The sequence below is a fragment of the Frateuria sp. GZRe12 genome, assembly GCF_051900535.1.
Lineage (GTDB): Bacteria > Pseudomonadota > Gammaproteobacteria > Xanthomonadales > Rhodanobacteraceae > Frateuria_A.
Genome location: NZ_JBHZGI010000007.1, coordinates 111,836 through 135,258, shown reverse-complemented (window position 1 = coordinate 135,258; position 23,423 = coordinate 111,836). Strand labels below are relative to the sequence as shown.

The following is a 23,423-nucleotide window of genomic DNA, read 5'->3' as shown; positions in this document are numbered from 1 at the left end:
TTGCGAGCCGGGGCGACCCGGCGGAGGAGACCACTCAGGGATGTCCCAAAGCAAAGCGACCACCATGTCCGACGATGATCTCGCCCCTTCGCCGATCCGCCGCATGCTGGCCTGGAGCGGCCTCGTCCTGCTGCTGGTCGCCTGTGCCGCGGCCGTTGCCTTCACGGTCTCGCGCCCGCGCCCCGACCCACGCCTCACCTACCCGCGCATCCACGGCGCCGGTGGCGTGTTGCCGGTGGGCTCGGACGCGCTGATGCCCTCGACCCGGGCCGACCATCGCCTGTACATCGACATCGACAGCGACGAACCCAGCCACGGCGAGGTCAACCGGCGTCTGCATACCGCGGCCAAGCTGCTGAACCTCTATGCGCTGGCGGGCGTGCCCAACGACAAGGTGCACGTGGTCGTGCTGTTCTACGGACAAGGCGTCGACCTCGCGCTGTCGGACGCGGCCTACCAGAGGAAGTTCGGACATCCCAACCCGAACGCCGGCTTGCTCAGCCAACTGCACAAGGCCAACGTGGACATGGTGGTGTGCGGGCAGGCGCTGGGGCACCAGAACTTCGTCGCCGCCAACATCCGGCCGGGCATGAAGCTGGCGCTGTCGGCGCTGACCACGCGCGAAGAACTTCAGGCGGCAGGCTACGGCGAGGTGCCCAAAGAGCCGGACTGATCAGGCCAGGTCGGCACCTTCCCCTGCGGGCAGCCTTGCGGCAAGCCCGCACTCACGCCGCATCCGCCTCCGGCAACCGGCACAGCCGGCGCACGTCCAGCAACGCGACGAAGCCACCCTTCCAGGGCAGCACGCCGATGACCGGATCGTCCACCCGCGCCGCACGACCCGGCGGCGGCGGTGCGACCGTATCGGCGCCCGGCAACAGCAACTCGCCCACCGCATCCACGCGCAGGCCGACCGCATGGCTGGCATGGTTGAGCATCACCACGCGCACGCTGTCGGTGTCGCCATCGCGCGCCGGCAGGCCGAGCCGGCGGCGGCCGTCCAGCACCGGCACCACGCGTCCGCGCAGATGGCGGATGCCGAGCAGGTCCGAAGCGGCGCCGGGAACCGGCGTCACCTCGCCGACGCGGATCACCTCGCTTACCTGGGCCAGCGGCGCGGCATAGGCCTGGCCGTCCAGTTGGAAGGTGAGCCAGTGCTGGGTGTTCGGGTTGGCCGGAGCATTCATGGCTTGGTTTTCATGGTGGTGGCGGCGCGGCTCATTTGCCGTGCCCGGGCGTGACGATCAGTGGCGGCTCGACGATGTGGACCGCGGCCTTGGCCGCGCTTTCCGCGGCACCGGCCCTGGCCAATCCCGCGCCCGGCGGGAGGGGTGTTGCGGGCGCTTCGACGGGCGGCACGACATCGGCAAGCTGACCGAGCCGGTCTGCGTCGCCGGAATAGCGCGTGGGCGTGGCATGGTCGCTCAGCACCACGACCAGGACGCGGCGGTTGCGGTTGCGGCCTTCGACGGTGACGTTGTCGGCCGCCGGGCGGAACTGGCCCCAGCCGATGATCCCAAGCCGCGAGGGGCTCACCCCGTGCTCGGTGAACAGCCGCGCCACGCTGGCGGCGCGGGCGGCAGACAATTCCCAGTTGGACGGAAAGACGGCCGTGTTGATCGGCTTGTCGTCGGTGTAGCCCTCGATGCGCAAGGGGTTGCCGAACGGCGCCAGGATGCCGCCCAGGCTGCTAAGCACCGCATCGGCCTGGTGCGAGAGCTGCGCCACGCCGCTGGGAAACAGGATGTCGGTACGGATCTCGATCTCCAGCCAGTTGGCCGTGCGGCGCACGACGACCTGCTGCCTGTCGATCAGCGGCTGCAGCGCCTTTTCCACCTCGTGCTGGATGCGCGTGAGGTTGGCCTGGCGCTGCGCTTCCTGCGCGGCCTGCACGTCGCGCAGGGTCTCGTGCGGGGCGCGTTCGGCGATCATCCGCCGCGGCGCCGGGCGCAACGGGATCGGTACGGCCACCGGCGCGACGGCCGCGCCGGGCTGGCCCCGTGGCGCGGCGATGGCCGGATCGACGTTGTGCGGCTTCGCATTCTGTGCCGGCATCGGCGCGATGACGTGGCTGGAGCCGTTGAACGCCTCGATGATCGACTCGGACATCACGCGGTACTTGCCCTCGTTGACGACCGACACCGCGTACATCACCACGAAGAAGGCAAGCAGCAGCGTCATCAGGTCGGCGTAGGGGATCGCCCAGGCCTCGTGGTTGACGTGGTCCTCGTGGTGGTGCTTTTTTTTCACGACAGATACCCCTGCAGCTTGGCCTCGATCTGCCGCGGGTTGTCCCCTTCGGCGATCGACACCAGGCCCTCGACGAGGATCTCGCGCATCTGCGTCTGCTTGCGCACCAGGCCCTTCAGTCGCGCGGACATCGGCAGCATGAGGAGGTTGGCCAGCGCCACGCCGTAGATGGTGGCGACAAAAGCCGCGGCGATGCCGTGACCCAGCTTGCTGGGATCGGCGAGGTTCTGCATCACCGCCATCAACCCCATCACGGCGCCGATGATGCCCATGGTGGGCGAGTAGATGCCGGCGTTCTCGAACACCTTGGCCGCGACCAGCTCGTTGTGCTCGCGCGCCTCCATCTCGACCTCCAGCACGCCTCGGATCGCGTCAGGTTCGCCGCCGTCGACCAGCATCTGCAGGCCCTTGCGCACGAAGCCGTCGCTTTCCTCGTCGATCCTCGGCTCGAGGCCGAGCAGGCCCTGCCGGCGGGAGATCTCGCTCCAGCCGATGATCCGGGCGATCAGGTCCGAGGGCTGGAACACCGGTGGGCGGTAGACCATCGGCAACATGCCCAGCGCGCGCTTGAGCACGCTGCCGGGCGTCTGCACCATCAGGGCGGCGATGGTGCCGGCGAAGACGATCACGAACGCGGCGGGATTGACCAGCGCGCCGACCGTGGAGCCTTTGAGGATGGTGCCGACGATGATGACCAGGAAGGCCAGGATCGTGCCGACGAGGCTCACCACGTCCATGTCAGCCCGCCGCCCTCAGTGACGGCAGGAGCTGCCCGCCGTCGTCGGCCAGCCCGGCCAGGTCCAGCACCAGCGCCAGGGCACCGTCGCCGGTGACAGTGGCGCCGGCGATGCCCGGCAGGCCCTCGAACAACGGGCCCAGCGGCTTTGCCATGACGTCCTCGCGGCCGAGCACCTCGTGCACCAGGCAGCCGATGCGCTGGTGGCCGATGTGCAGCACCACCACGTGGCGCGGCGCCGCGCCGACCACGCCGGCCCAACCGGCCAGATCGCCCAGCGGCAAGGCCCGGCCGCGGTGGTTGGCGACCAGCCGGCCATCGAGCATGCGGTCCTGGCCGGCCGACAGTTCGAACACTTCCTCCACGTTGGACAGCGGCAGCGCGAACAGGCGCGGCCCCACGCGCACCATCAGCACGCGCAGGATCGCCAGGGTCAGCGGCACGGTCAGCTGCAATTCGCTGCCCTGGCCGAGCTTCGAGCGCACCTGCAGGGTGCCACCTAGTTCGGCCACGCGCGTCTTGACCACGTCCATGCCGACGCCGCGGCCGGAGATGTCGGAAATCTGCGCGGCGGTGGAAAAGCCCGGGCGGAAAATCAGCTCGTAGCACTCGTTCTCGCTCAGGCGCGCGGCCTGGGCCTCGTCGATCACGCCCTTCTCGACCGCCTTGCGCTTGAGCACTTCGGGGTTCATGCCGTGGCCGTCGTCGCTCACCGCGATGACGATGCGCTCGCCGCGCTGGCTGGCGGACAGGCGCACCTTGCCGCGACGCGACTTGCCGACCTTGACGCGCTCCTCGGGCATCTCCAGCCCGTGGTCCAGTGCGTTGCGCAACAGGTGGATCAGAGGATCGGCGAGCGCCTCGACCAGGCTGCGATCCAGATCGGTGCCCTCGCCTTCGGTGACCAGGTCCACTTCCTTGCCCAATTGGCGGGCGAGGTCGCGCACGATGCGCGGAAAGCGCTGGAACAGGCGGCCGACCGGCTGCATGCGCATGGACAGCACCGCGCCCTGCATCTCGTCGGCGACCCGGTCCAGTTCAGCCGCGGCCTGCGCCAGCATTTCGTCGCCGCTCTTCTGGGCCAGGCTCTGCAGGCGATTGCGGACCAGCACCAGTTCGCCGGCACGATTGACCAGCGCGTCGAGCCGGCCCGTGTCGACACGCACGCTGGTCTCGGCGGGCGCGGCGGCACGGGCCGGTGCCGGTGCCGGAGCGGGCGCCGGGGCCGGTACCGAAGCCGGCGTCTGCGCGGCGCCGGGCGTGCCGCCCTTGCCGTGCAGGTTGTCGAGCAGTGCCTCGAACTCGTCGTCCCCGATGGTCGTGCTCGGTGCCGGCGCGGCGGTGGCGCCGGGCGCTCCCGTGCCGTGCAGGTTGTCCAGCAGCGCCTCGAACTCGTCGTCGTTGATGGTCGCAGGCGCCGGAGGCGCCGGCGCGACCGTGCCTGGTGCCGCCGTGCCGTACAGGCTGTCCAGGAGCGCTTCGAATTCGCTGTCGTCGATGCTGCCGTCGGCCGGCGCGGGGGCCGGCGCCGCCACCGGGGCGGGTGCAGGTGCGGGCGCCACGGCGCCCGGCGTCAGCCGCTTGAGCAGCGCCGGCGGCGGCATGGCCATCGCGGCGCCGCCACGCAGCGCATCCATCATCGCGTTGAGCAGGTCCAGCGCTTCCAGCAGCGCATCCATCCTGGCCGAATCGAGCACCAGCGCGCCGTTGCGGGCGACGTTGAGCAGGTCCTCGGCGTGATGGCACAGCTGCACCATCGGCTCGATGGCGAGGAAACCCGCGCCACCCTTGACCGTGTGGAACGCGCGGAACACCGCGTTGAGCAGGTCGGCGTCGCGCGGGCTGGCCTCCAGCTCGACCAGCTGTTCCGACAGGCGCTCGACCAGTTCCCCGGCCTCGACCAGGAAATCGTCGCGCAGTTCGGCGTCGAGCGAGGGATCCATGCTCATCCCGCCGCGCTCAGAAGCCGAATTCGCTGAGCAGCCGGTCCGCCTCGTCCTGGCCGGAGATCTTCTCCACCACCGGCGGCGGCTCGCGCCCGGACAGCGCGCCGGTCAGGCGGACCAGCTCCAGCAGCGACGACTCCACCGACTCGATGAAATTGACCACCTTCTTGATGCGCTGGCCGGAGAGGTCCTGCCAGGACTGCGCCATCACCATGTCGTTGAGGCCTTCGCGGCAGGCGCCGGCGAAGTTGCCGGCCTGGCGCGCCAGGTCCGCGACCGGATCGTACGGGGCGGCCGAGGCGAGCACCTGTTCGGCGCTCTGCGCCAGCGCGTCGGCCTCGGGGCTCATGCGTTCGGCGAAATCGATGCTGCGATGGGCCGCCTGGGCGCTCATCTCCAGCACGTCGTTCAGATGTTTGCGCACGTCGGCGACCCTGCCCGGCACGCCTTCGTGCGCCAGGTCGTTGCCGAGCCGGCTGACCGCGCCATGCAGGTCGCGCGCGAGCAGGCCCAGCGCGCGGAACAGGTGCTGCTCGCGCTGGCGCACCAGTGCATCGAGCGCGTGCTCGAACGCGGCGCCGTCTTCGCTGTTGAGCAGGTTCTGCAGCTCCTGCGGCAGCGCGGTTTCGTCGAAGGTGGAAAGCACGGCGCTCATGCGCTGGCCCCCGCGGCGGCGAGGCGCTCGAAGATCTTGGTGAGCTTCTCCTTCAGCGTGACCGCGTTGAACGGCTTGACGATGTAGCCGTTCACGCCCGCCTGGGCCGCGGCGATGATCTGGTCGCGGTTGTTCTCCGCCGTGACCATCAGCACCGGCAGGCCCTTGAGCGAGGGCTCGGCGCGGATCGCGCGCAGCAGGTCGATGCCGGTCATGTTGGGCATGTTCCAGTCGGTCACGACCATGTCGAACGGCTGGCTCTTGAGCATGGTCAGCGCGTTGTTGCCGTCGTCGGCTTCCTGGATCAGCGTGTTGGTGAAGCCCAGCTCCACCAGCAGGTTCCTGACGATGCGCCGCATGGTGGAGAAATCGTCCACCACGAGGATTTTCATGTTCTTGTCCATTGGTTCCTCTGGTAGGGAATGGGGATCGAAGGGTCGGAAGTCGAAGGGGTCAGCGGGAGACGGAACGGTCGGAGGAAGCGCGGCGGCCCTTGCCCTTGCGGGTGCCGGTTTCCGGCTCCCCCTGCACGCCGTCGCGCCAGTCGCCCATGCGCGCACGCAGCCGCACGATCGCCTGGCCATGGATCTGGCACACGCGCGACTCGGTCACGCCGAGCACGGCGCCGATTTCCTTGAGGTTCAATTCCTGCTCGTAGTACAGCGACATGACCAGCTGCTCGCGCTCGGGCAGGCCGGAGATGCCGTCGATCAAAGCCTGGCGCAGGCCCTCCTGCTCGATGCTCTCGGCCGGCCCCAAGGCCCCCTGGTCGACCACGTCGAAAGCCGGCGCGCCGTCGCCGTCGTCCGGCGCGGTGAGGCTGAGCAGGCGCGCGCTGGCGGCGTCTGCGAGGATCTGGTGATAGTCCTCCGCGCTCACGCCGAGGCGCTTGATGACTTCGGCATCTTCGGCGTCGGCGCCGGTCTCGATCTCGATCTGGCGCACCACCTCGGCGACTTCGCGCACCTTGCGATGCACCGAGCGCGGGGTCCAGTCGGTCTTGCGCAGTTCGTCCAGCATGGCCCCGCGGATGCGGATGCCGGCGTAGGTCTCGAAGCTGGCGGCGCGGTCGGTGGCGTAGTGCCGCGCGGCCTCGAGGAGGCCGATCATGCCGGACTGGATCAGGTCGCCCACGTCCACGCTGGGGGGAAGACGACCCATCAGGTGATAGGCAATACGACGCACCAGTGGCGCGTGCTGGCGCACCAACTCATCTGCACTCTGTTTTTGCAGCTGGAGATATTCCGATGCCACGCTCATGTCACCACCCCGACGCCGTCACGGCCTGGCCACCGAAAAATGCGATGCGGTCCAGGCCCGCGCGCGCGGGTTCCTCCCAGTTATCGACCGCACCTGCCAATTGCTTGAATGCCTGCGACGAACGCGCCGCCGGCCACATGTCCACCACCGCGTTCTGGCGCCGGATGGCCTGCTTGAGCCGCTCGTCCTGCGGCACGAAACCCATGAAGTCCAGCACCACGTCCAGGAAGCGGTCGCTGACCTTGGCCAGCTTCTGGTGCAGCGCGCGGGCCTCGCCCAGGTTGCGCACCAGGTTGGCGACGAAGCGGAAGCGACGCACGCCGAAGTCGCGGGAGAGGACCTTGATCAACGCGTAGGCGTCGGTGAGCGAGGCCGGCTCGTCGCAGACCACCAGCACCACGTCGTCGGCCGCCGCGGCGAACATCGCCACGTTGTCCGACAGGCCCGCGGCGGTGTCGACCAGCAGGTAGTCGGGCGGCCGCGGCAACTCGTCGAACGCGCGGATCACCGCGGCATGCTCGCCGTTGCCCAGCTGCGCCAGGCGCCGCGCGCCGGAGCCGCCGGGGATAACCTTCAGCCCGTGCGGGGCGTCCAGTACCAATTCTTCCAGCGTGGCCGTGCCGTCCAGCAGGTGGCCCAGGTGGCGCGAGGGCGCCAGGCCGAGCAGCACGTCGACGTTGGCCAGGCCCATGTCGGCGTCCAGCAGCATGACCTCGCGCCCGGCCATCGCCAGGCTCATGCCCAGGTTGACCGCCACGGTGGTCTTGCCCACCCCGCCCTTGCCGCCGGCCACCGCGATCGCGCGGCAGCGGCGGCGCGGCGCGCCTGCGTTGGCCGCCTGGTGCGGCCGGTGCGGTGCGGGCGGCGCGCTGTCGCGCTCGCCCGTGATCGCGTTGAACATGTCTTTCAAGCCCCACGCCTGATTCATTGCAAGGATTCCGCTCATGCCTGGGCCACCATCGTCCCGAAACGCTCGGCCAGCACCGCCTCGTCCGCGGCCGGCGCATTGCCCTTGAGCGCCTGCGCGGCGCGGCACACCAAGAGGCGTGCATCGGCGGCAGCGATGTCCTCGGGCACGCGCTGGCCGTCGGTGGTGTAGTCCAGCGCCAGCTGGTGGCGGATCAGCACCGACAGTGCGCCGCCGAGGCTGGGCGCCTCATCGAGTTTGGTCAGGATCGCCGCGTGCGGCTTGGCCGGCAGGTAGGCGCGCACGGCTTCCTCGAGCGACTGCGCCTGCGCATTGGCGGCCAGCACCAGGCAGACACGCAGCTCGCCGGCCTCGCCCAGTGCCTCCAGTTGTTCGGCCAGCCGCGGGTCGTTGCCGGCCAGGCCGGCGGTGTCGACCAGCACGGTGTGGCAGCCCTTCAGCAGTTCCAGTACCTGGCGCAGGCTCTGCGCGTCGTAGGCCGGATACACCCGCACGCCGAGCAGGCGACCGTAGTGCTCCAGCTGCGCGGCGGCGCCGATGCGGTAGTGGTCGGTGCTCACCAGCGCGACCTGCGAGGCGCCGTGGCGCACCACCGCGCGCGCGGCCAGCTTGGCCAGCGTCGTGGTCTTGCCCACGCCGGTCGGGCCGACCAGCGCGGTGACGCCGGCTTCGTCCGAGCGGCCGCGGCCGCTGACGGCGATGCCACGGCTCAGCATGCCCAGCGGCAGGTAGCGCGCCTGTTCGGGCGTCATCTGCGGCGGCAGTTCATCGGCCAGCGCGCGGGCGACGTCGGCATCGATGCCGAGCCGGGTCAGTTCGCGCAGCACGCGGGTGTGCATCGGCTGGCGGCGTTCCATGTCGTTCCAGGCGAGGCTGGAGAGCTGCATCTCGAGCATCTCGCGCAGGCTGGACAGCTCGGCGCGCATGCGCACCGTGTCCTGCGCGGCGCGCTCGATCAGCGGATGGACCGCCGGCTCGGCCGGAGCCTCGGAAGCCTGCTGCGGTTGCGACGGTGGCGCCTTTGCCTGGACCAGGCCTTCGGCCTGGGCGCGCGGCGCGACGTGCGGAGCGCGCGCTTCGGCACGCACCGGCTTCGGCTCTCTCTCCTCCGGCGCGATCAAGGCCGCGACCTTCGGGGCGCTCTCGATCGGTGTCGGACGATTGGCGGGCGCCAGCGTTTCGACGCGCGCCTCGCGCACCGGCGGCGGCACCGCGGCAGCGCGCGGCGGCAATGCCGGCGGCTCGGCGGCCGGCACGGGGGTCGCGCCATGGCGCGCCGCCTCACGCACCAGCGCCTCGTCGTAATCGACGGCGGCGATGATTTCGATACCTTCGTCGAGCTTGCGCGTGGACAGGATCACCGCATCGGGCCCCTGCTCCTCGCGCACTTCGCGCATCGCCTGGCGCATGTCCGGCGCCACGAAACGTTTGATCTTCATTGCCTGCTCCGCAAGCGGGTGGCGGCCATCGTGTCCATCGCCGCGGCGGCCCGAAGGCCTAGCGCTGTCTGCATGTGCAACTGGCGAATCACGATGCCCGTCTCCCGGCCTTTAACGTCCCAGCGCCTGGACCAGCCGCACCCTGCGGTTGTCCGGCACCTCGTTGTAGGCCAGTACGTGCAGGTTCTGTGCCACGTGGCGGGTGAAGCGCGCGAGCCAGGGACGAAGCTGCGGCGCGACCAGCAATACGGCCGCTTCGCCGCTCATTTCCTGGCGGCGCGCGGCGTCGGCGACGCTCTGCTGCAGGCGGTCGGCCAGGCCCGGCTCGACCGCCGCGCCAGCCACGCCACCGCCGGAGAGCGAGTTCATGAGGATCTGCTCGAGCTCCGGCGCCAGCGTGATGACCGGCACCTCGGTGCCCAGTCCCGTGATCTCCTGCACGATCTGCCGGCCCAGCGCGACGCGCACGGCGGCGGTGAGCATGCCGGGATCCTGACTCTGGCCCGCGTGCTCCGCCAAGGTTTCGACGATGGTGCGCATGTTGCGGATCGGCACGCGCTCGGCCAGCAGGTTCTGCAGCACCTTGACCACCACGCCCAGCGCCATGCGCTTGGGGACGAGGTCCTCGACCAGCTTGGGCGCGGTCTGCGCCAGGCGGTCGAGCAGCTGCTGCACGTCCTGGTGGCTGATCAGTTCGTGCGCGTGGGTCTGCAGGATGTGCGACAGGTGCGTGGCCACCACGGTGGCCGGGTCGACCACGGTGTAGCCCAGGCTCTGCGCCATCTCGCGCTGGCCTTGTTCGATCCACACCGCTTCCAGGCCGAACGCCGGGTCCTTGGTCTGGATGCCCTGCAGCGGCCCGTGCACGCGGCCGGGGTTGATCGCCATCAGACGCTCGCTGTGCACCTCGGCCTCGCCCATCGGCACGCCCATCAGGGTGACGCGGTAGGTGTTGGGCCCCAGGTCCAGGTTGTCGCGGATGTGAACCGCGGGCACCAGGAAGCCGAATTCCTGCGAGAGCTTGCGCCGCACCGACTTGATCCGGCCCATCAGCTCGCCGCCCTGGTGGGTATCCACCAGCGGGATCAGCCGGTAGCCGACCTCCAGGCCCAGCGGATCGACGCTGGCGACGTCGTCCCAGCCCAGTTCCATGCGCTCGGCGGGAATGGCAGGCGCGGCGGCCGGCTCGGCAATCGCCTCGGCCAGCTTTTCCTTCGTCTCGCGCTCGCGCTTGATCATCAGGTAGGCCGCACCGCCGCAGCAACCGCCCAGCAGCAGGAAGGCGAGGTTCGGCATGCCCGGGATCAGGCCCATCACGCCCAGCACCGCGCCGGCCACCGCCAGCGCGCGCGGCTGGCCGAACACCTGGCCGATCACCTGCTTGCCCATGTCCTGCGACTTGGACACGCGGGTGACGATCACCGCGGTGGCGATCGAGAGCATCAGCGCCGGCACCTGCGCGACCAGGCCGTCGCCGATGGTCAGCAGCGTGTAGGTCTTGGCTGATTCGCCGGCGCCCAGCCCGTGCTGGAACATGCCGACGAAGAAGCCGCCGATGATGTTGATGAAGAGGATCAGGATGCCGGCGGTGGCGTCGCCGCGGACGAACTTGGACGCACCGTCCATCGAGCCGTAGAAGTCCGCTTCCTCGCGCACTTCCTGGCGGCGCTCGCGGGCCTGCTCCTGGGTGAGCAGGCCGGCGTTGAGGTCGGCGTCGATCGCCATCTGCTTGCCGGGCATCGCGTCCAGGGTGAAGCGGGCGGTCACTTCCGACACGCGGGTGGCGCCCTTGGTGACCACCACGAAGTTGATGATGGTCAGGATCGCGAACACCACCAGGCCGACGGCGAAGTTGCCGCCGATCACGAACTCGCCGAACGCCTCGATCACCTTGCCGGCCGCCCCCGGGCCGTCGTGGCCGTGCAGCAGCACCACGCGGGTCGAGGCGATGTTCAGGGCGAGACGTAAAAGCGTCGCCATCAGCACGACCGTCGGAAAAGCGGCGAATTCCAGCGGCCGCATGACGTAGATCACCGCCAACAAAATGACGAGCGACAGCGCGATGTTGAAGCTGAACAGCATGTCCAGCAGGAACGGCGGCATCGGCAGCATGACCATCGCCAGCATCGCCAGCATGACCACCGGCGCGCCGACGCCACGGCGCCCGAGCTGCTTGAGACTTTCCATTGCGCCAGCGGCGGCCATGCGGTGTTCCCCTTAGATCTTGTAAGGGCCCATCAGGTCCGGATCGACCTGGGGCTGCGGCGCCGGCGGCGGCTCGTCGCCACGTGCCGTCGCCTGCTTCAGCTGGTAGACGTAGGCCAGGATCTGGGCCACCGCCACGTACAGCGAGACCGGGATTTCCCGGCCCAGCGAGGTAGTGGCATACAAGGCGCGTGCCAGCGGCGGGGCCTCGACCATCGGGATGCGGTGGCCGCTGGCCACCAGGCGGATCTGCTGGGCCAGCACGTCCACGCCCTTGGCGATCACGCGTGGCGCGCCGGTACCGTTCTCGTCGTACTTGAGCGCCACGGCGAAGTGGGTCGGATTGGTGACGATGACGTCCGCCTTGGGCAGCTCCTGCATCATCCGGCGGCGCGACATCTCGAACTGCACCTGGCGGATGCGGCCCTTGAGCTCGGGGTTGCCCTCGGTCTCCTTGGCCTCGTCCTTGAGCTCCTGGCGGGTCATGCGCAGGCGCTTGGCGTGGTCGAACTTCTGGTAGAGGGCATCCGCGCCGCCGATCAGCGCCAGCAGCGCACCGAACAGCAGCGCCGAGCGACCCAGCAGCGACATCGCGCGCGCCACGCCGAGCGCGACGTCCGCACGGCCCAGCGCCTGCAGCTCGTCCACCGAGTGTTTGAGCAGCAGCGCCAGCGCGCCACCGATGAAGAGCAGCTTGACCAGCGACTTGACCAGCTCGACCAGCCCGCGCATGGAAACCAGACGGCCCAGGCCGGCGACCGGGTTGAGCCGATCGAATTTCGGCTGCAACGCCTGGCCGCTGAAGCTGATGCCGCCGAGCAGCATCGGGCCCGCGAAAGCCGCCAGCACGGTCGCCACGGCCACCGGCATGAACAGCATCAGCGCCTCGCGCACCGCCATGCCGAGCACGCGGGCGGGCAGAGCGTCGGAGAAAAGCGCGTCGCGACTGTAGGAAAGCCCCAGGCTGTAGATCGTCCGGGCATGCGCCATCGCGCCTTCGCTGCCGGAGAGCAGCGCCGCCACGCCGGCCAGCACCACCAGCGCGCCGGAAAGGTCGCGCGATCGGGGGACGTCGCCTTTCTCGCGGGCTTCCTTAAGGCGTTTTTCCGAGGGTTGTTCTGTGCGTTCCTGGTCGTCGTTCTCGGCCATGGATCAGCCTCCGACCAGTTGCTGCATCAGCGACCACGCGCTGTCCTGGAGTGTCTCGAACGCGCCCGGCAACGCGCGCAGGCCCAACCACAACGCGATCGAACCCAGGCACAGGGTGATCGGGAAGCCGACCGCGAACAGGTTCATCGACGGTGCCGCGCGGCTGATCGCGGCGAAACCGATGTTCACCACCAGCAGCGCCGTGACCGCCGGCAGCGCCACGCGCACCGCGCCGGCGAACAGATGCGTGCCGAACAGCACCACCGCGTGCAGGCCTTCGGCATTGATCGCGACGGGTCCGGGCGGAAGCGTCTGGAAGCTGTCGGCCAGCAGCTGGATCAGCCGCAGGTGGCCGTTCAGCGCCAGGAACAGCAAGGTCACCAGCACCATGTAGAACTGGCTCAGCACCGGCGTGCTGCCGCCGCCGCCCGGGTTGACCACCTCGGCGAAGCCCAGGCTCATGCCCTGCCCCACCAGCTCGCCGCCGAACGCCACCGCCTCGAACACCAGCTTGAGCACGAAGCCGACCGAGGCGCCGATCAGGATCTGGCTGACCATGGTCGCCACGCCCGCCGCACTCAGCGGATCGACCGCCGCCGGCGCGAGCGGCGCCAGCACCAGCGTGAGCATCACCACCAGCCCGACGCGGATGCGTGCGGGAATCACGCCGGAGCCCAGAACCGGCGCGATCAGGCACAGGCCGCCGACGCGGCCCAGCGCCCACAGCAGGCCGCCCAGCCAGTTCTCCAGCTGGGCGAGGTCCACCGTGGTCATTTCACTGCCCCCTTACTTGACTGCACCGGGCAGCCCCTCGATCAGTTGCCGCGTGAACTGCACCAGCGTGCGCAGCATCCACGGGCCGGTGATCAGCGCGACCACCGCCATGGCGATCAGCTTGGGAATGAACGAGAGGGTCATCTCGTTGATCTGCGTGGCCGCCTGGATCACGCCGACCAGCAGGCCCACCGCGAGCGCGGTGAGCAGCAATGGCGCGGCGACCAGGATCGCGATGTAGAGGGCGTGCTGGCCGAATTGAATGACGGATTCCGGGGTCACGTGTAGAAGCTCCCCGCCAGCGTCCCGATCAACAGCGTCCACCCATCCACCAGCACGAACAGCATGATCTTGAACGGCAGCGAGATGATCATCGGCGAGACCATCATCATGCCCATCGACATCAGCACGCTGGCGACCACCAGGTCGATGATCAGGAACGGGATGAACAGCAGGAAGCCCATCTGGAACGCGGTCTTCAGTTCCGAGGTCAGGAACGCAGGCATCGCCACGCGGAAAGGCACGTCGTCCTTGCCGGCGTAGGGCTTCTCCTTGGCCAGCTGGGTGAACAGCTGCAGGTCGGCGTCGCGGGTCTGGTCCAGCATGAAGCGCTTGAACGGCGCACTGGCGGCGGGCAGCGCCTGCTCGGCGGTCATCTGGCCGTCCATGTACGGCTTGACGCCATCGCTGTAGGCCTTGTTGAACACCGGGCCCATCACGAACATCGTCAGGAACAGCGCCAGCCCGAGCAGCACCTGGTTGGGCGGCGTCGACTGCGTACCCAGCGCCTGGCGCAGGAAGCCGAGCACGATGATGATCCGCGTGAACGAGGTCATCATCAGCAGAATCGCCGGCAGCAGCGTCAGGACCGTCATCAGGCCCAGCAACTGCAGCGACAGCGTCCAGTTCTTCGCGCCGCCGGGCGCGTCGTGCACGGTCAGCACGGGGATGCCACCCGGCATCGCGGGGCTGGCCGGCATGCTCAGCGCGGGCGCGGCCGGCGCGGGCGCCGCCTGCGGTTCGGCGACGGCGAACAGCGGCAACAGCATCAGCATCAGCGCGAGCACCCAGCGCGCGCCACGGAACGAAAACAATTTCACGACTTACCTTTCCAGCGCGACAGCAGCTGCGCGAAGTTGGGAGCGGCCGGCAGCGGTGCCGGCGGGTTGGCGTCGGCCGGAGCCGCGCCTTCGTACACGTGCAGCGTGCGCAGGCCGCCCTGCCCCACGCCGACCAGCAGGCGCTTGCCGTCGGCGTCGATCAGCAGCACGCGCTCGCGCGCGCCCACCGACATCGTCTCCACGCAGCGCAGGCGCCGGCCACCCGGCAGCGTGCGTGCCTGCAGGCGGCGGCTCATCCAGCCGGCCACGAAGATCAGCGCGATCACCGCGGCGAGACTCAAGAGCACCCGCAACAACTCCCCGCCGACGTTGATGTCGGACGTGGCGGCGGGCGCGGCGAAGATCAGCGCGAGCATCGGATCAACGCAGCTTGCGCACGCGCTCGGCCGGGCTGACCACGTCGGTCAGTCGGATGCCGAACTTCTCGTTGATCACCACGACCTCGCCGTGCGCGACCAGGGTGCCGTTGACGAACACGTCCAGCGGTTCGCCGGCGGCGCGGTCCAGCTCCACCACCGAACCCTGGTTCAACTGCAGCAGGTTGCGGATGCTGATCTTGGTGCGGCCGACCTCCATGGCCAGCGTCACCGGCACGTCCAGGATCATGTCCAGGTTGACGTCACCGGTTTCGCTGGCGAAGCCGGCCAGGGTGTCGGGGTCGATGCGGTCGGCGACCGCGGCGTCGTTGGCGTTCATGCGCTTTTCTTCTCGATGAATTCGCCGGCCGCGCGCCTTTCGCGCCGGCCGACCTGGGCCTGGAACTGGATCGCCGTGTGGCCGTTGGCCTGGCCGTAGCGGCCACGGAACACCGGCACGTCTTCGGCGAAGACGGTGCAAAGCTCGGGCAGCGTCACCGGGATCACGTCGCCCGGGCGCAGGCCCAGGAAATCCCCGATGGACAGCTGCGCCTCGATCAGCAGCGAGCTGATCTCGACCTCGGCGTCGAGCACTTCCTCGTGCAGGTGCTCGGTGAAACGGTCGTCGCGGTCGGCCAGGTCGCTCTGCACGCCGGCGTCGAGCAGCGTGCGGATCGGTTCGACCATCGCGTACGGCAGGGTCAGGTGGATCTCGCCGCCACCGCCATCGAGCTCGACGTGGAAGCGCGAGATCACCACCGTCTCCGTCGGGCTGACGATGTTGGCGAACTGCGGGTTGATCTCGGAGTTCATGTACTCGAACTCCAGCGGCAGCACCGGGTTCCACGCCTCGCTCATGGCGGCGAACAACTCGGTCAGCATGATCTGGATCACGCGGTTCTCGATCGCACTGAAATCGCGACCCTCGATGCGCGCGTGGAAGCGACCGTCGCCGCCGAAGAAGTTGTCGATCACGGTGAACACCAGCCGCGGCTCGAACACCACCAGCGCGGTACCGCGCAGCGGCTTGATCTTGACCAGGTTGAGGTTGCTCGGCACCGCCAGGCTGTGCACGTACTCGGCGAACTTCACCATCTTCACGCCGAGTACCGACACCTCGCAGCTCTTGCGCAGGACGTTGAACACGCCCAGGCGGAAGAAGCGCGCGAAGCGGTCGTTGACCATCTCCAGCGTCGGCAGGCGGCCGCGCACGATGCGGTCCTGCTGGGTGAAGTCGTAGGACTGCACCGCCTCGGTCGGCGGCGGCTCGTCCTCGCCGGTGGCGACGCTGCCGCCGGTGACGCCGTCGAGCAGCGCGTCGATTTCGTCCTGGGAAAGAAGATCGCTCATGGGCGCTCAGGGCCTCACTGCATCACGAAGCTGGTGAAGTACAACGCGTCGATGCCGGGCTTGCCGGTGCGCGCCGCGACGATCTTGCGCACGGCCTCAAGCGCATCGGCCTGCAGCTTCTGCTTGCCGATGGGGTCGCTGAGGATCGAGTAGCTCTGCCGGCTGAAAAGCATCACCAGCGCGTTGCGCACGACCGGGTCGACACCCTTGACGGTGTCCAGCGCGGCCTGGTCGTGCGACATCAGGGTCACGCCGACCTGCAGGTAGCGCATGGCGTCGTCGTCGCGGAAGTTGACGACGAAGGCCGGATCCAGCGGCAGGAAGTATTCGGGCTGGACCTTGGCCGGCTGGGCGTCGCCGGCGTCCTTGCCGGTCGCCGCCGTGGCGGATTTGTGCTGCCCGTGCGATACGAACAGGTACGCGCACGCGCCGGACACCGCCAGCAGCGCCACCACCAGGCCAATGACCAGCAGCGAGCGCTTTTTCTTCGGCGCCGCCACCGCTACCGCTTCTTCTTCCGTAATTGCCATGCCTCAAAACCTCGGTGTTGTTTTTCTTGTTGGCTCCCGGGGGCGCCACCTTGCAGGGACCTCGTTGCAATCCGCGTGCCACGGCGGAAGGGCTTGGCCCTGCTTGGTTTGCGGCAGGCGCGGCGCTTTCTTGACGCGTGCCGGGGATCGGCCGCGTCGCGATCACGACGGGTGTCTGGAAACCGGCGGGGCAAGGGGGCGCTGCGATTCCGGCGCAGTGCATTCGCGCTCGGCGCGAACGGAATGTGCGGGGCACATGAACTGAGCCCCTCGCCCATCGGGAGAGTGGTCAGGGAGGGGTTCGATGGCGCCGATGCGCCCTTGCCGCCCGAACCCTCACCCGCCTGACGGCAGTTCGCCCGGCGGCAGAGGATTCGGCCGTGGGGTTCGAGGGAGGCGTTTCGACGTCCGCGCTGCCCGCTGCGCCCGGCGCGAACGGGATGGGAATGTTGCGGGAAGGGACGCCCTAAACCCGGTTCACCGTGGGCGCAGGCCGCAGGCCGGAGTCGAGGGGATATCCCCGTCAGGCGAAGGTATCGAGCATCCCGAGCGCGGCCACCGGCATGCTGGCCATCGCGGCCGGTTCGGCGTCGATCTCTCCGATCGCCCCCGCCGTCTCGCCACCGCGACCACCTTCGCCCTGCTGCTGGCGCTGGCCGACGTCGGCCTGGCCCAGCGCCAGGCCATGCTGCGCCAGCAGGGCGTCCAGCTGCGGCAGGGTCTGCTGCACGACGTGCACGGCCGCCGGATGCTGCACGGCGAAGCTCACGTCGACGCGGTCATGGTTCAGGCTGACCTTGACGTCGAGCGTGCCGAGATCTTCCGGATGCAAACGGATGCGCGCCTGCTTGACGTCCTGCTGGCCAAGCCAGACCACGTGCTGGCCCAGTTCCTGCGCGAACGCGGGCGTGCCGGCGGGACTGGCGAGGTTGAGGTTGTGCGCCGGCGCCGCGGTCGTGCCGGCGTCGGGCACCGGCACCGGGTTGGCGGACAGGCTGCCCAGCTGCGCGACATCGATCGACGCGTCCTTCTGCTCGGCCGGCCTGGCCAGCATCGGCGCCAACGCATTGGCGTCGAGGTTGATCGCTGGCTTGGCCGTCGCCGCCGCGGCCGCGGTGTTGGCGAGCAACATCAGCGCGGCCGGTGCCTTGGCGGCGGTGCCATCGGCGATGGCTTTGGTCGCCGCATGCGCCACCATGCCGGCCGCGGCGAGCGGCTTGGCCGGCGCGGCCTGGCCGATCAGCGCGAGCATGGCCGCGGCCAACGCGGCGGCGTCCGGGTCGCCCTGGTCCTTCGCGCTTGCGTCGGCGGGCTTTTGCTTGTCGGTGTCGGTCTTCGGTGAACCCTTGGCCGTGGCCACCTCATGCTTGCCATCGTCCTGCGCCGGCTTGTCCTGCGACTGGCCGTGCTGCTGGCGGGCGGCGTCCAGGTGGCGGTCGAAGCGGCTGTCGTCCGACCGGGCGGAGGGGTCCGCGGCAGGGCGGGCCGGCGGCGGAGCCGGCTGGACGGGGTTCACGGCGGCGGTGGTCGCGCTCATGGGCACTTCCTCATCAAGGCTTCAAACGGCATGCGTCGAGTCAGGCCAGCAAACTTCGCGCCAAGGCCTATCGGGCGGGTCGCCGATGCTGCATGCGCTCGTCGATGTCGTTCTGCTCGCGGCGCTCCTCGCTCTTGCGTTCCTGCTCGCGGTAACGGTCGATCACGTTGTCCAGCGCGGCTTCGCGGGCATGCGCGTCGCGCCAGGACCCGCGCATCTGGTCGAGCAACTGGCGCTGGCGTTCGATCTCCAGCACCTGCTGGTCGATCGCGCGGTCGATGCGCTCGACGAATTGCTGGCGGTTCATCAGCGCAACGGCCGTCAAACCCCCGACGCCGGGGCTGGCGTACTCCTGGCGGTAGCCGCGCAGTTCGGCAAGCTGGCGCTCGGCCTTGGCCAGCCGCTGCTGCTGCTCGGCGAGCTTCAGTACCGCATCTTCGCTGCGCTGTTTGGCCTGGTCGGCGGCCGGCTGCAGGCGGTCGGCGCGCTTGCTCACTGCGTGGCCTCGGCGGCCAGGGCGTTAAGGGCGGCGATGCCGTCGGCGAGGCTCATCGGTTCGTCCACTTCCTGCTGCAGGAACGCGCGCAGGCGGGGCCACATCACGATGGCCTGGTCGACCTGCGGGTCGGATCCCTTCTGGTAGGCGCCCACCGCGATCAGGTCGCGCTGCTGGCGGTAGGCCGAATAGACCTGGCGGAAACGCTGCGCGGCGCGCTGGTGCTCGCGGGCGGTGACCGCCGGCATCACGCGGCTGATCGACGCCTCGATGTCGATCGCCGGGTAGTGGCCGGCCTCGGCCAGGTCGCGCGAGAGCACGATGTGGCCGTCCAGGATCGCGCGCGCCGCGTCGGCGATCGGATCATGGCGGTAATCGTCGCCTTCGGTCAGCACGGTGTAGAAGGCGGTGATCGAGCCGACACCCCCGGCGTCGTTGCCGGCGCGTTCGACCAGCGCCGGCAGCATCGCGAACACCGACGGCGGATAACCCTTGGTTGCCGGCGGCTCGCCGATCGCCAGCGCGATCTCGCGCTGTGCCTGGGCGTAGCGGGTGAGCGAATCCATCAGCAGCAGCACGCGCTGGCCGCGGTCGCGGAACCACTCGGCGATCGCGGTGGCGTACTGCGCGCCGCGCAGGCGCTTGAGCGGCGGCGCGTCGGCCGGGGCGGCGACGATCACCGCGCGGCGGCGACCTTCCTCGCCCAGCGTATGCTCGACGAATTCCTTCACCTCGCGGCCGCGCTCGCCGATCAGGCCGACGACCACGACGTCGGCATCGGTGTACTTGGTCATCATGCCCAGCAGCGTGGACTTGCCCACACCGGAGCCGGCGAACAGCCCCAGGCGCTGGCCGCGGCCGACGGTGAGCAGCGCGTTGATCGCGCGCACGCCAGTGTCCAGCGGCGTGTCGATAGGCTTGCGCGCCATCGGGTTGATCGGTTCGGCCTTGAGCGCGGCGTGTTCGCCGGTGTCCAGTGGGCCCATGCCATCGAGCGGCACGCCGTCGGCGCCGATCACGCGGCCGAGCAGCCCGGCGCCCACCGGCAGTCCGCCGGCATCGCTGAGCGGGCGCACCCGGGCGTTGGGCAGCACGCCGTGCATCTCGCCGACAGGCATCAGCAGCAGGCGCTCGTCGGCGAAGCCGACCACCTCGGTGTCGAGCTGGCTGCCGTCGGCGGTGTCGACCAGGCAGCGCGCGCCGAGCGCGGCTTCGCAGCCTTCGGCCTCGAGCGTGAGGCCGACCACGCGCCGCAGGCGGCCTTCGACCGTGAGCGTGTGGGCTGCCTGTGCGCGCTGGCGGCGGCGGGCGATCTGCTGCGACCAGCCGTTCATGCCGCGGGCTCTTTGCTGGAAAGCGGCTGGCGTCGGGGGCTCATGCGCCGGTCTCGTCACCCAGCACGGCGTCGATCATCACGGCAAGGCGCGACTCCAGCCGCGCATCGAGCCGCGATCGTTCGCTTTCGAGCAGGCAGTCGCCGCGCTTGAGGGCGGGATCGGCCACCAGTTGCCAGTGCGTCTCGGCCGCCTCCAGCTCGCGCACCAGCGCCAGATCGTCCGGATGCAGGCGCACGCGCAGCTCGCGCGTGGCGGCGGGCAGCGCGGCGGCGGCCTGGCGCACGGCCTGCACGATCAGGTCCGGCCGGGTTGCCAGTTCGGCGGCGATCACGCGGCGCGCGACGAGCAGGGCCAGTTGCGCCAGCTCCTGTTCCACCGCGGTATCGAGCGCTTCGAGCGGACGCGCCGCCTGGGCGCAGATCGCCTCCAGCCGTGCGATGCGCTCGCGCCCCTGCGCGCGCGCCTCGGCGAGGCCTTGGGCGAGGCCGGCCGCATGGCCTTCCTCACGTGCCTGCTGCTGGAGCGTCTCCAGGTCACTGACCGTGGGATGGTTCGCCGGCTCGGCCGGAGCCTGCGCCGGCACGTCGCCCATCTGCGGCGGCTCCCAGCGCTGGTAGCCGGCCACCGCATCGCGGTTGAGGACGGCGCTCATCAGACCAGGTCATCCGAGCCGCCGAGGGTGATCTGGCCGGCGTCGGCCAGTCGCCGGGCGATGCCGAGGATTTCCTTCTGCGCGGCGTCCACCTCGGACACGCGCACGGGCCCGGCCACTTCCAGGTCGTCGCGCAGCATGTCGGCGGCGCGCTTGGACATGTTGGCGAACATCTTTTCGCGGATCGACGGCTCGGCGCCCTTGAGCGCCACGATCAGGCGCGGCGAGGGCACTTCGCGCAGCAGCGCCTGCATCGAGCGGTCGTCCAGTTCCACCAGGTCGTCGAAGACGAACATCAGGTCTTCGATCTTGCTGCCCAGGCCGGGGTCGTGGCTGCGGATGGCGGCCATCAGCTCGGCCTCGCGGCTCGATTCCATCGCGTTGAGGATGTTGGCCGCGGCCTTGAGGCCACCCACGCTGGCGGACTTCAATTTGTTGGTGTTGCCGGAGAACTGGCGCTCCATGATTTCGTCCAGCTCGTTGAGCGCGTGCGGCTGCACGCCATCGAGCGTGGCGATGCGCATGATCGCGTCCGAGCGCGTGCGTCCCGGCAGGTAGCCGAGCACTTCGGCGGCCTGGTCGTGTTCCAGGTGCGCCAGCACCAGCGCGATGATCTGCGGATGTTCCTGGCCAACCATCTCGGCGATGGCGCGACCTTCCATCCATTTGAGCGATTCAAGCCCCTTGCTGGAACGGCCCAGCAGGATGCGGTCGATCAGGTTGCCCGCCTTGGTCTCGCCCAGCGCGTTGGTGAGGATCTTGCGGATGTAGTCCTCGGTGCCGACGCCGAGCGCGGTCTGCGAGCCCATGTCGTCGTGCAGCCGGGTGAGCACCTTGTCGACCTGTTCGCGCGACACGCTGGTCAGCACGGCCATGGCCTGGCCGACCGCCTGCACGTCGCGCGCGGACAGATGCTTGAGCACCTCGGCGGCGTCCTGCTCGCCCAGGGTGAGCAGCAGGATCGCGGCGCGCTGCGCACCGGTGATTTGCGGTTCCTGTTTCATCGACGCTTAGCCGCCATCCTCGCCGACCCAGTTCCTGACCACTTGCGCCACCTGCTTGGGGTTGTCGCTGACCATGCGTCGGGCCAGGCCCACTTTCTGCTCATATCCGATCACCTGTGGACCCGACAGCCGGTTCCCCTCGTCATCGTCATCGGCAATCCGCACGGAAACCGTAGGCACGCGGCCGGCGCCGGCCAGTGCCGGTTGCGGCGCGCTGCGCATCAGCCCCTTGAGCAGCGGGCGCAGGAGACCGAAAGCGACGATCAACGCGATCAGCACGCCGATGGCCTGCTTGATCAGGTCCAGCGCGCCGGGGCGCTGCCACAGCGGCAGTTGCTCGGGCGCGTCGGCGGCCGGGGCGGTACGGAAAGCCTGGTTGATGACGCTCACGCTGTCGCCGCGGGCCTGGTCGAAGCCGACCGCGTTCTTGGCCAGCTGGGTGAGGTGGTCCAGTTCCTGCGGCGTGAACGGCACGCTGGCGTCGCCCTTGGGGCCGCTCACGGTCTTGTTGTCGACCACCACCGCCACGCTCAGGCGCGCCAGCCGTCCGGCCGGATCGCTGGTGTGGCTGATGGTGCGGTCCAGTTCGTAGTTGCGGGTGGCGCTGGAGGAGCTGTCGCCGGTGTTGGTCTGCGCGGTGGCGGTGGCCGGCGCTACGGCGGCCTTGCCGCCGGCGTTGGGATTGGCCGCGGTCGGCTGCGCGGCCATGACCGGCGGCTGGTTGCTGAGCGCGCCGGGCACGCCACCGTCGGCGGCCGTGCCGTCGGCGTGGTGTTCGCTGCTGGTCTGTTCGCTGCGCAGGGCCGGGTGTTCGTGGTCGAAGGTTTCGCTGGCCTTTTCGGTGGCGCTGAAGTCCAGGTCCACCGAGACCTGCGCGTGCACCTTGCCGGGGCCGACCAGCGGCGTGAGCAGTTCCTCGATGCGCTGCGCGTAGCTGTTTTCGATCCGCGTGGCCAGGCGCAGGCGGCTGTCGCCGACCGCGGCCGCGCTGTCCGGATCGCTGCCGGTGAGCAGCTGGCCCTGCTGGTCGATCACCGACACCTGCCTGGCGTCCAGGTCGGGTACCGAGGCGGCGACCAGGTGCACGATCGCCGCCACCTGGCTTGCGTCCAGTTGCCGACCCGGATAGAGCGTGACCAGCACCGAGGCGCTGGCCTCGCGGCTGTCGCGGATAAAGGCGGACGGCTTGGACAGCGCCAGGTGCACGCGCGCGGCGCGCACGCCCTGCAGGCTGCCGATGGTGTTGCCCAGGTCGGTCTCCAGCATCTGCTGGTAGCGCGTGCGCTCGGCCAGATCGCTCATGCCGAACGGCGAATCGGCCTGCGGCACGGTGTTCGTTGCGGTGCCCTGCGGCAGCCCCTGCCCGGCCAGGCGCAGGCGCACCGCGGCGAGGTCCGAGGCCGGCACCATGATCGAGCTGCCGTCGTTGCCGAGCTGGTAGGGGGTATTGGTCGACTGCAGCGCCTGGGTGATCGCGGCGGCGTCCTGCTGGCCCAGGCCGGCGTAGAGCAGGCCCCAGTTGGGCCCGCGCGACCACAGCACCACCGCCACGCCCAGCGCGACGGCCGCGGCCATGCCGACCAGCAGCAGCAACTGGCGCGAGGCGGGGCTGCGCGCGAGCTGCTTGAGGTCGAAGCGGCTGGCAGAGCTGTCGGTGGTGGCGATGGCGTTGTCAGCCATGGGAGCGAATCATCCGTA

General features: G+C 69.7%; 25 protein-coding genes. 1 reads left to right on the top strand and 24 read right to left on the bottom strand.

Annotated elements, in window-relative coordinates; translation table 11 throughout:
• Positions 1 to 40: 40 nt before the first annotated feature.
• Entirely contained in the window at positions 41 to 673 is a 633-nt protein-coding gene (locus tag ACFWZ4_RS14965; protein WP_439705462.1) for a DsrE family protein, read from the top strand.
• A gap of 52 nt (positions 674 to 725) precedes the next feature.
• On the opposite strand, the gene ACFWZ4_RS14960 is transcribed toward ACFWZ4_RS14965, so the two are convergent.
• From ACFWZ4_RS14960 to fliF, 24 genes are all read right to left on the bottom strand, one after another.
• Positions 726 to 1,187, bottom strand: a complete 462-nt coding sequence (locus tag ACFWZ4_RS14960) for a chemotaxis protein CheW (RefSeq protein ID WP_439705461.1) — start codon at positions 1,185 to 1,187, stop codon at positions 726 to 728.
• A 31-nt stretch (positions 1,188 to 1,218) separates the two neighbouring features.
• The gene (gene motD, locus ACFWZ4_RS14955) at positions 1,219 to 2,250 is read right to left on the bottom strand and encodes a flagellar motor protein MotD (RefSeq protein ID WP_439705460.1); all 1,032 of its coding nucleotides are present in this window, start codon (positions 2,248 to 2,250) and stop codon (positions 1,219 to 1,221) included.
• Positions 2,247 to 2,987, bottom strand: coding sequence for a flagellar motor protein (locus ACFWZ4_RS14950; RefSeq protein ID WP_231324044.1), 741 nt, complete (start codon positions 2,985 to 2,987; stop codon positions 2,247 to 2,249). The genes motD and ACFWZ4_RS14950 overlap by 4 nt, the downstream gene beginning before the upstream one ends.
• A 1-nt stretch (position 2,988) precedes the next feature.
• A complete protein-coding gene (locus ACFWZ4_RS14945; protein WP_439705459.1) occupies positions 2,989 to 4,929 on the bottom strand; it encodes a chemotaxis protein CheA in 1,941 nt (646 codons plus the stop codon).
• 16 nt (positions 4,930 to 4,945) lie between these two features.
• The gene (locus ACFWZ4_RS14940) at positions 4,946 to 5,587 is read right to left on the bottom strand and encodes a protein phosphatase CheZ (RefSeq protein WP_439705458.1); all 642 of its coding nucleotides are present in this window, start codon (positions 5,585 to 5,587) and stop codon (positions 4,946 to 4,948) included.
• Positions 5,584 to 5,991 carry a chemotaxis response regulator CheY gene (locus ACFWZ4_RS14935; protein WP_231324039.1) on the bottom strand — a complete coding sequence of 136 codons (408 nt, stop codon included), beginning with the start codon at positions 5,989 to 5,991 and terminating at the stop codon, positions 5,584 to 5,586. The genes ACFWZ4_RS14940 and ACFWZ4_RS14935 overlap by 4 nt, the downstream gene beginning before the upstream one ends.
• Positions 5,992 to 6,040: 49 nt before the next feature.
• Entirely contained in the window at positions 6,041 to 6,847 is an 807-nt protein-coding gene (locus ACFWZ4_RS14930; protein ID WP_439705457.1) for an RNA polymerase sigma factor FliA, read from the bottom strand.
• A gap of 1 nt (position 6,848) precedes the next feature.
• Positions 6,849 to 7,793 carry a MinD/ParA family protein gene (locus ACFWZ4_RS14925; RefSeq protein ID WP_439705456.1) on the bottom strand — a complete coding sequence of 315 codons (945 nt, stop codon included), beginning with the start codon at positions 7,791 to 7,793 and terminating at the stop codon, positions 6,849 to 6,851.
• Positions 7,790 to 9,214 (bottom strand): flagellar biosynthesis protein FlhF, encoded by a 1,425-nt coding sequence (flhF, locus tag ACFWZ4_RS14920; protein WP_439705455.1) that lies wholly within the window; start codon positions 9,212 to 9,214, stop codon positions 7,790 to 7,792. The genes ACFWZ4_RS14925 and flhF overlap by 4 nt, the downstream gene beginning before the upstream one ends.
• A gap of 111 nt (positions 9,215 to 9,325) precedes the next feature.
• On the bottom strand, positions 9,326 to 11,419 hold the full coding sequence (gene flhA, locus ACFWZ4_RS14915) for a flagellar biosynthesis protein FlhA (RefSeq protein WP_439705454.1): 2,094 nt from the start codon (positions 11,417 to 11,419) through the stop codon (positions 9,326 to 9,328).
• A gap of 12 nt (positions 11,420 to 11,431) precedes the next feature.
• Positions 11,432 to 12,568: a flagellar biosynthesis protein FlhB gene (gene flhB / locus ACFWZ4_RS14910; protein WP_439705453.1), complete on the bottom strand. Its 1,137-nt coding sequence runs from the start codon at positions 12,566 to 12,568 to the stop codon at positions 11,432 to 11,434.
• A gap of 3 nt (positions 12,569 to 12,571) precedes the next feature.
• Positions 12,572 to 13,342 (bottom strand): flagellar biosynthetic protein FliR, encoded by a 771-nt coding sequence (gene fliR, locus ACFWZ4_RS14905; protein ID WP_439705452.1) that lies wholly within the window; start codon positions 13,340 to 13,342, stop codon positions 12,572 to 12,574.
• 12 nt (positions 13,343 to 13,354) lie between these two features.
• Positions 13,355 to 13,624 carry a flagellar biosynthesis protein FliQ gene (gene fliQ / locus ACFWZ4_RS14900; RefSeq protein ID WP_209615958.1) on the bottom strand — a complete coding sequence of 90 codons (270 nt, stop codon included), beginning with the start codon at positions 13,622 to 13,624 and terminating at the stop codon, positions 13,355 to 13,357.
• Positions 13,621 to 14,397 carry a flagellar type III secretion system pore protein FliP gene (fliP, locus tag ACFWZ4_RS14895; protein WP_439705524.1) on the bottom strand — a complete coding sequence of 259 codons (777 nt, stop codon included), beginning with the start codon at positions 14,395 to 14,397 and terminating at the stop codon, positions 13,621 to 13,623. Before fliP ends, fliQ begins: the two co-directional genes overlap by 4 nt.
• 41 nt (positions 14,398 to 14,438) lie before the next feature.
• Entirely contained in the window at positions 14,439 to 14,819 is a 381-nt protein-coding gene (gene fliO, locus ACFWZ4_RS14890; protein WP_439705451.1) for a flagellar biosynthetic protein FliO, read from the bottom strand.
• 4 nt (positions 14,820 to 14,823) lie between these two features.
• Complete coding sequence (fliN, locus tag ACFWZ4_RS14885; protein ID WP_439705450.1) at positions 14,824 to 15,159, bottom strand: flagellar motor switch protein FliN; 336 nt, start codon at positions 15,157 to 15,159, stop codon at positions 14,824 to 14,826.
• Positions 15,156 to 16,169 (bottom strand): flagellar motor switch protein FliM, encoded by a 1,014-nt coding sequence (gene fliM / locus ACFWZ4_RS14880; RefSeq protein ID WP_439705449.1) that lies wholly within the window; start codon positions 16,167 to 16,169, stop codon positions 15,156 to 15,158. Before fliM ends, fliN begins: the two co-directional genes overlap by 4 nt.
• Before the next feature lie 14 nt (positions 16,170 to 16,183).
• Positions 16,184 to 16,699: a flagellar basal body-associated FliL family protein gene (locus ACFWZ4_RS14875; protein ID WP_439705448.1), complete on the bottom strand. Its 516-nt coding sequence runs from the start codon at positions 16,697 to 16,699 to the stop codon at positions 16,184 to 16,186.
• Between the two features lie 523 nt (positions 16,700 to 17,222).
• Positions 17,223 to 18,236 carry a flagellar hook-length control protein FliK gene (locus ACFWZ4_RS14870; RefSeq protein ID WP_439705447.1) on the bottom strand — a complete coding sequence of 338 codons (1,014 nt, stop codon included), beginning with the start codon at positions 18,234 to 18,236 and terminating at the stop codon, positions 17,223 to 17,225.
• A 67-nt stretch (positions 18,237 to 18,303) separates the two neighbouring features.
• A complete protein-coding gene (gene fliJ / locus ACFWZ4_RS14865; RefSeq protein WP_439665569.1) occupies positions 18,304 to 18,732 on the bottom strand; it encodes a flagellar export protein FliJ in 429 nt (142 codons plus the stop codon).
• Positions 18,729 to 20,066: a flagellar protein export ATPase FliI gene (gene fliI / locus ACFWZ4_RS14860; RefSeq protein ID WP_439705446.1), complete on the bottom strand. Its 1,338-nt coding sequence runs from the start codon at positions 20,064 to 20,066 to the stop codon at positions 18,729 to 18,731. Before fliI ends, fliJ begins: the two co-directional genes overlap by 4 nt.
• 40 nt (positions 20,067 to 20,106) lie before the next feature.
• Positions 20,107 to 20,721: a FliH/SctL family protein gene (locus tag ACFWZ4_RS14855; protein WP_439705445.1), complete on the bottom strand. Its 615-nt coding sequence runs from the start codon at positions 20,719 to 20,721 to the stop codon at positions 20,107 to 20,109.
• Entirely contained in the window at positions 20,721 to 21,725 is a 1,005-nt protein-coding gene (gene fliG, locus ACFWZ4_RS14850; RefSeq protein WP_231324011.1) for a flagellar motor switch protein FliG, read from the bottom strand. Before fliG ends, ACFWZ4_RS14855 begins: the two co-directional genes overlap by 1 nt.
• Positions 21,726 to 21,731: 6 nt before the next feature.
• Positions 21,732 to 23,405: a flagellar basal-body MS-ring/collar protein FliF gene (gene fliF, locus ACFWZ4_RS14845; protein WP_439705444.1), complete on the bottom strand. Its 1,674-nt coding sequence runs from the start codon at positions 23,403 to 23,405 to the stop codon at positions 21,732 to 21,734.
• Between the last annotated feature and the right edge of the window lie 18 nt (positions 23,406 to 23,423).

Bases quoted from the DNA above. Each gene is read 5' to 3' on its own strand.
- ACFWZ4_RS14965 (WP_439705462.1), top strand. From the start codon at position 41: ATGTCCCAAAGCAAAGCGACCACCATGTCCGACGATGATCTCGCCCCT.
- ACFWZ4_RS14960 (WP_439705461.1), bottom strand. From the start codon at position 1,187: ATGAATGCTCCGGCCAACCCGAACACCCAGCACTGGCTCACCTTCCAA.
- ACFWZ4_RS14950 (WP_231324044.1), bottom strand. From the start codon at position 2,987: ATGGACGTGGTGAGCCTCGTCGGCACGATCCTGGCCTTCCTGGTCATC.
- ACFWZ4_RS14945 (WP_439705459.1), bottom strand. From the start codon at position 4,929: ATGGATCCCTCGCTCGACGCCGAACTGCGCGACGATTTCCTGGTCGAG.
- ACFWZ4_RS14940 (WP_439705458.1), bottom strand. From the start codon at position 5,587: ATGAGCGCCGTGCTTTCCACCTTCGACGAAACCGCGCTGCCGCAGGAG.
- ACFWZ4_RS14935 (WP_231324039.1), bottom strand. From the start codon at position 5,991: ATGGACAAGAACATGAAAATCCTCGTGGTGGACGATTTCTCCACCATG.
- ACFWZ4_RS14930 (WP_439705457.1), bottom strand. From the start codon at position 6,847: ATGAGCGTGGCATCGGAATATCTCCAGCTGCAAAAACAGAGTGCAGAT.
- ACFWZ4_RS14925 (WP_439705456.1), bottom strand. From the start codon at position 7,793: ATGAGCGGAATCCTTGCAATGAATCAGGCGTGGGGCTTGAAAGACATG.
- flhF (WP_439705455.1), bottom strand. From the start codon at position 9,214: ATGAAGATCAAACGTTTCGTGGCGCCGGACATGCGCCAGGCGATGCGC.
- flhA (WP_439705454.1), bottom strand. From the start codon at position 11,419: ATGGCCGCCGCTGGCGCAATGGAAAGTCTCAAGCAGCTCGGGCGCCGT.
- flhB (WP_439705453.1), bottom strand. From the start codon at position 12,568: ATGGCCGAGAACGACGACCAGGAACGCACAGAACAACCCTCGGAAAAA.
- fliR (WP_439705452.1), bottom strand. From the start codon at position 13,342: ATGACCACGGTGGACCTCGCCCAGCTGGAGAACTGGCTGGGCGGCCTG.
- fliP (WP_439705524.1), bottom strand. From the start codon at position 14,397: ATGCTGATGCTGTTGCCGCTGTTCGCCGTCGCCGAACCGCAGGCGGCG.
- fliO (WP_439705451.1), bottom strand. From the start codon at position 14,819: ATGCTCGCGCTGATCTTCGCCGCGCCCGCCGCCACGTCCGACATCAAC.
- fliN (WP_439705450.1), bottom strand. From the start codon at position 15,159: ATGAACGCCAACGACGCCGCGGTCGCCGACCGCATCGACCCCGACACC.
- fliM (WP_439705449.1), bottom strand. From the start codon at position 16,169: ATGAGCGATCTTCTTTCCCAGGACGAAATCGACGCGCTGCTCGACGGC.
- ACFWZ4_RS14875 (WP_439705448.1), bottom strand. From the start codon at position 16,699: ATGGCAATTACGGAAGAAGAAGCGGTAGCGGTGGCGGCGCCGAAGAAA.
- ACFWZ4_RS14870 (WP_439705447.1), bottom strand. From the start codon at position 18,236: ATGAGCGCGACCACCGCCGCCGTGAACCCCGTCCAGCCGGCTCCGCCG.
- fliI (WP_439705446.1), bottom strand. From the start codon at position 20,066: ATGAACGGCTGGTCGCAGCAGATCGCCCGCCGCCGCCAGCGCGCACAG.
- ACFWZ4_RS14855 (WP_439705445.1), bottom strand. From the start codon at position 20,721: ATGAGCGCCGTCCTCAACCGCGATGCGGTGGCCGGCTACCAGCGCTGG.
- fliG (WP_231324011.1), bottom strand. From the start codon at position 21,725: ATGAAACAGGAACCGCAAATCACCGGTGCGCAGCGCGCCGCGATCCTG.
- fliF (WP_439705444.1), bottom strand. From the start codon at position 23,405: ATGGCTGACAACGCCATCGCCACCACCGACAGCTCTGCCAGCCGCTTC.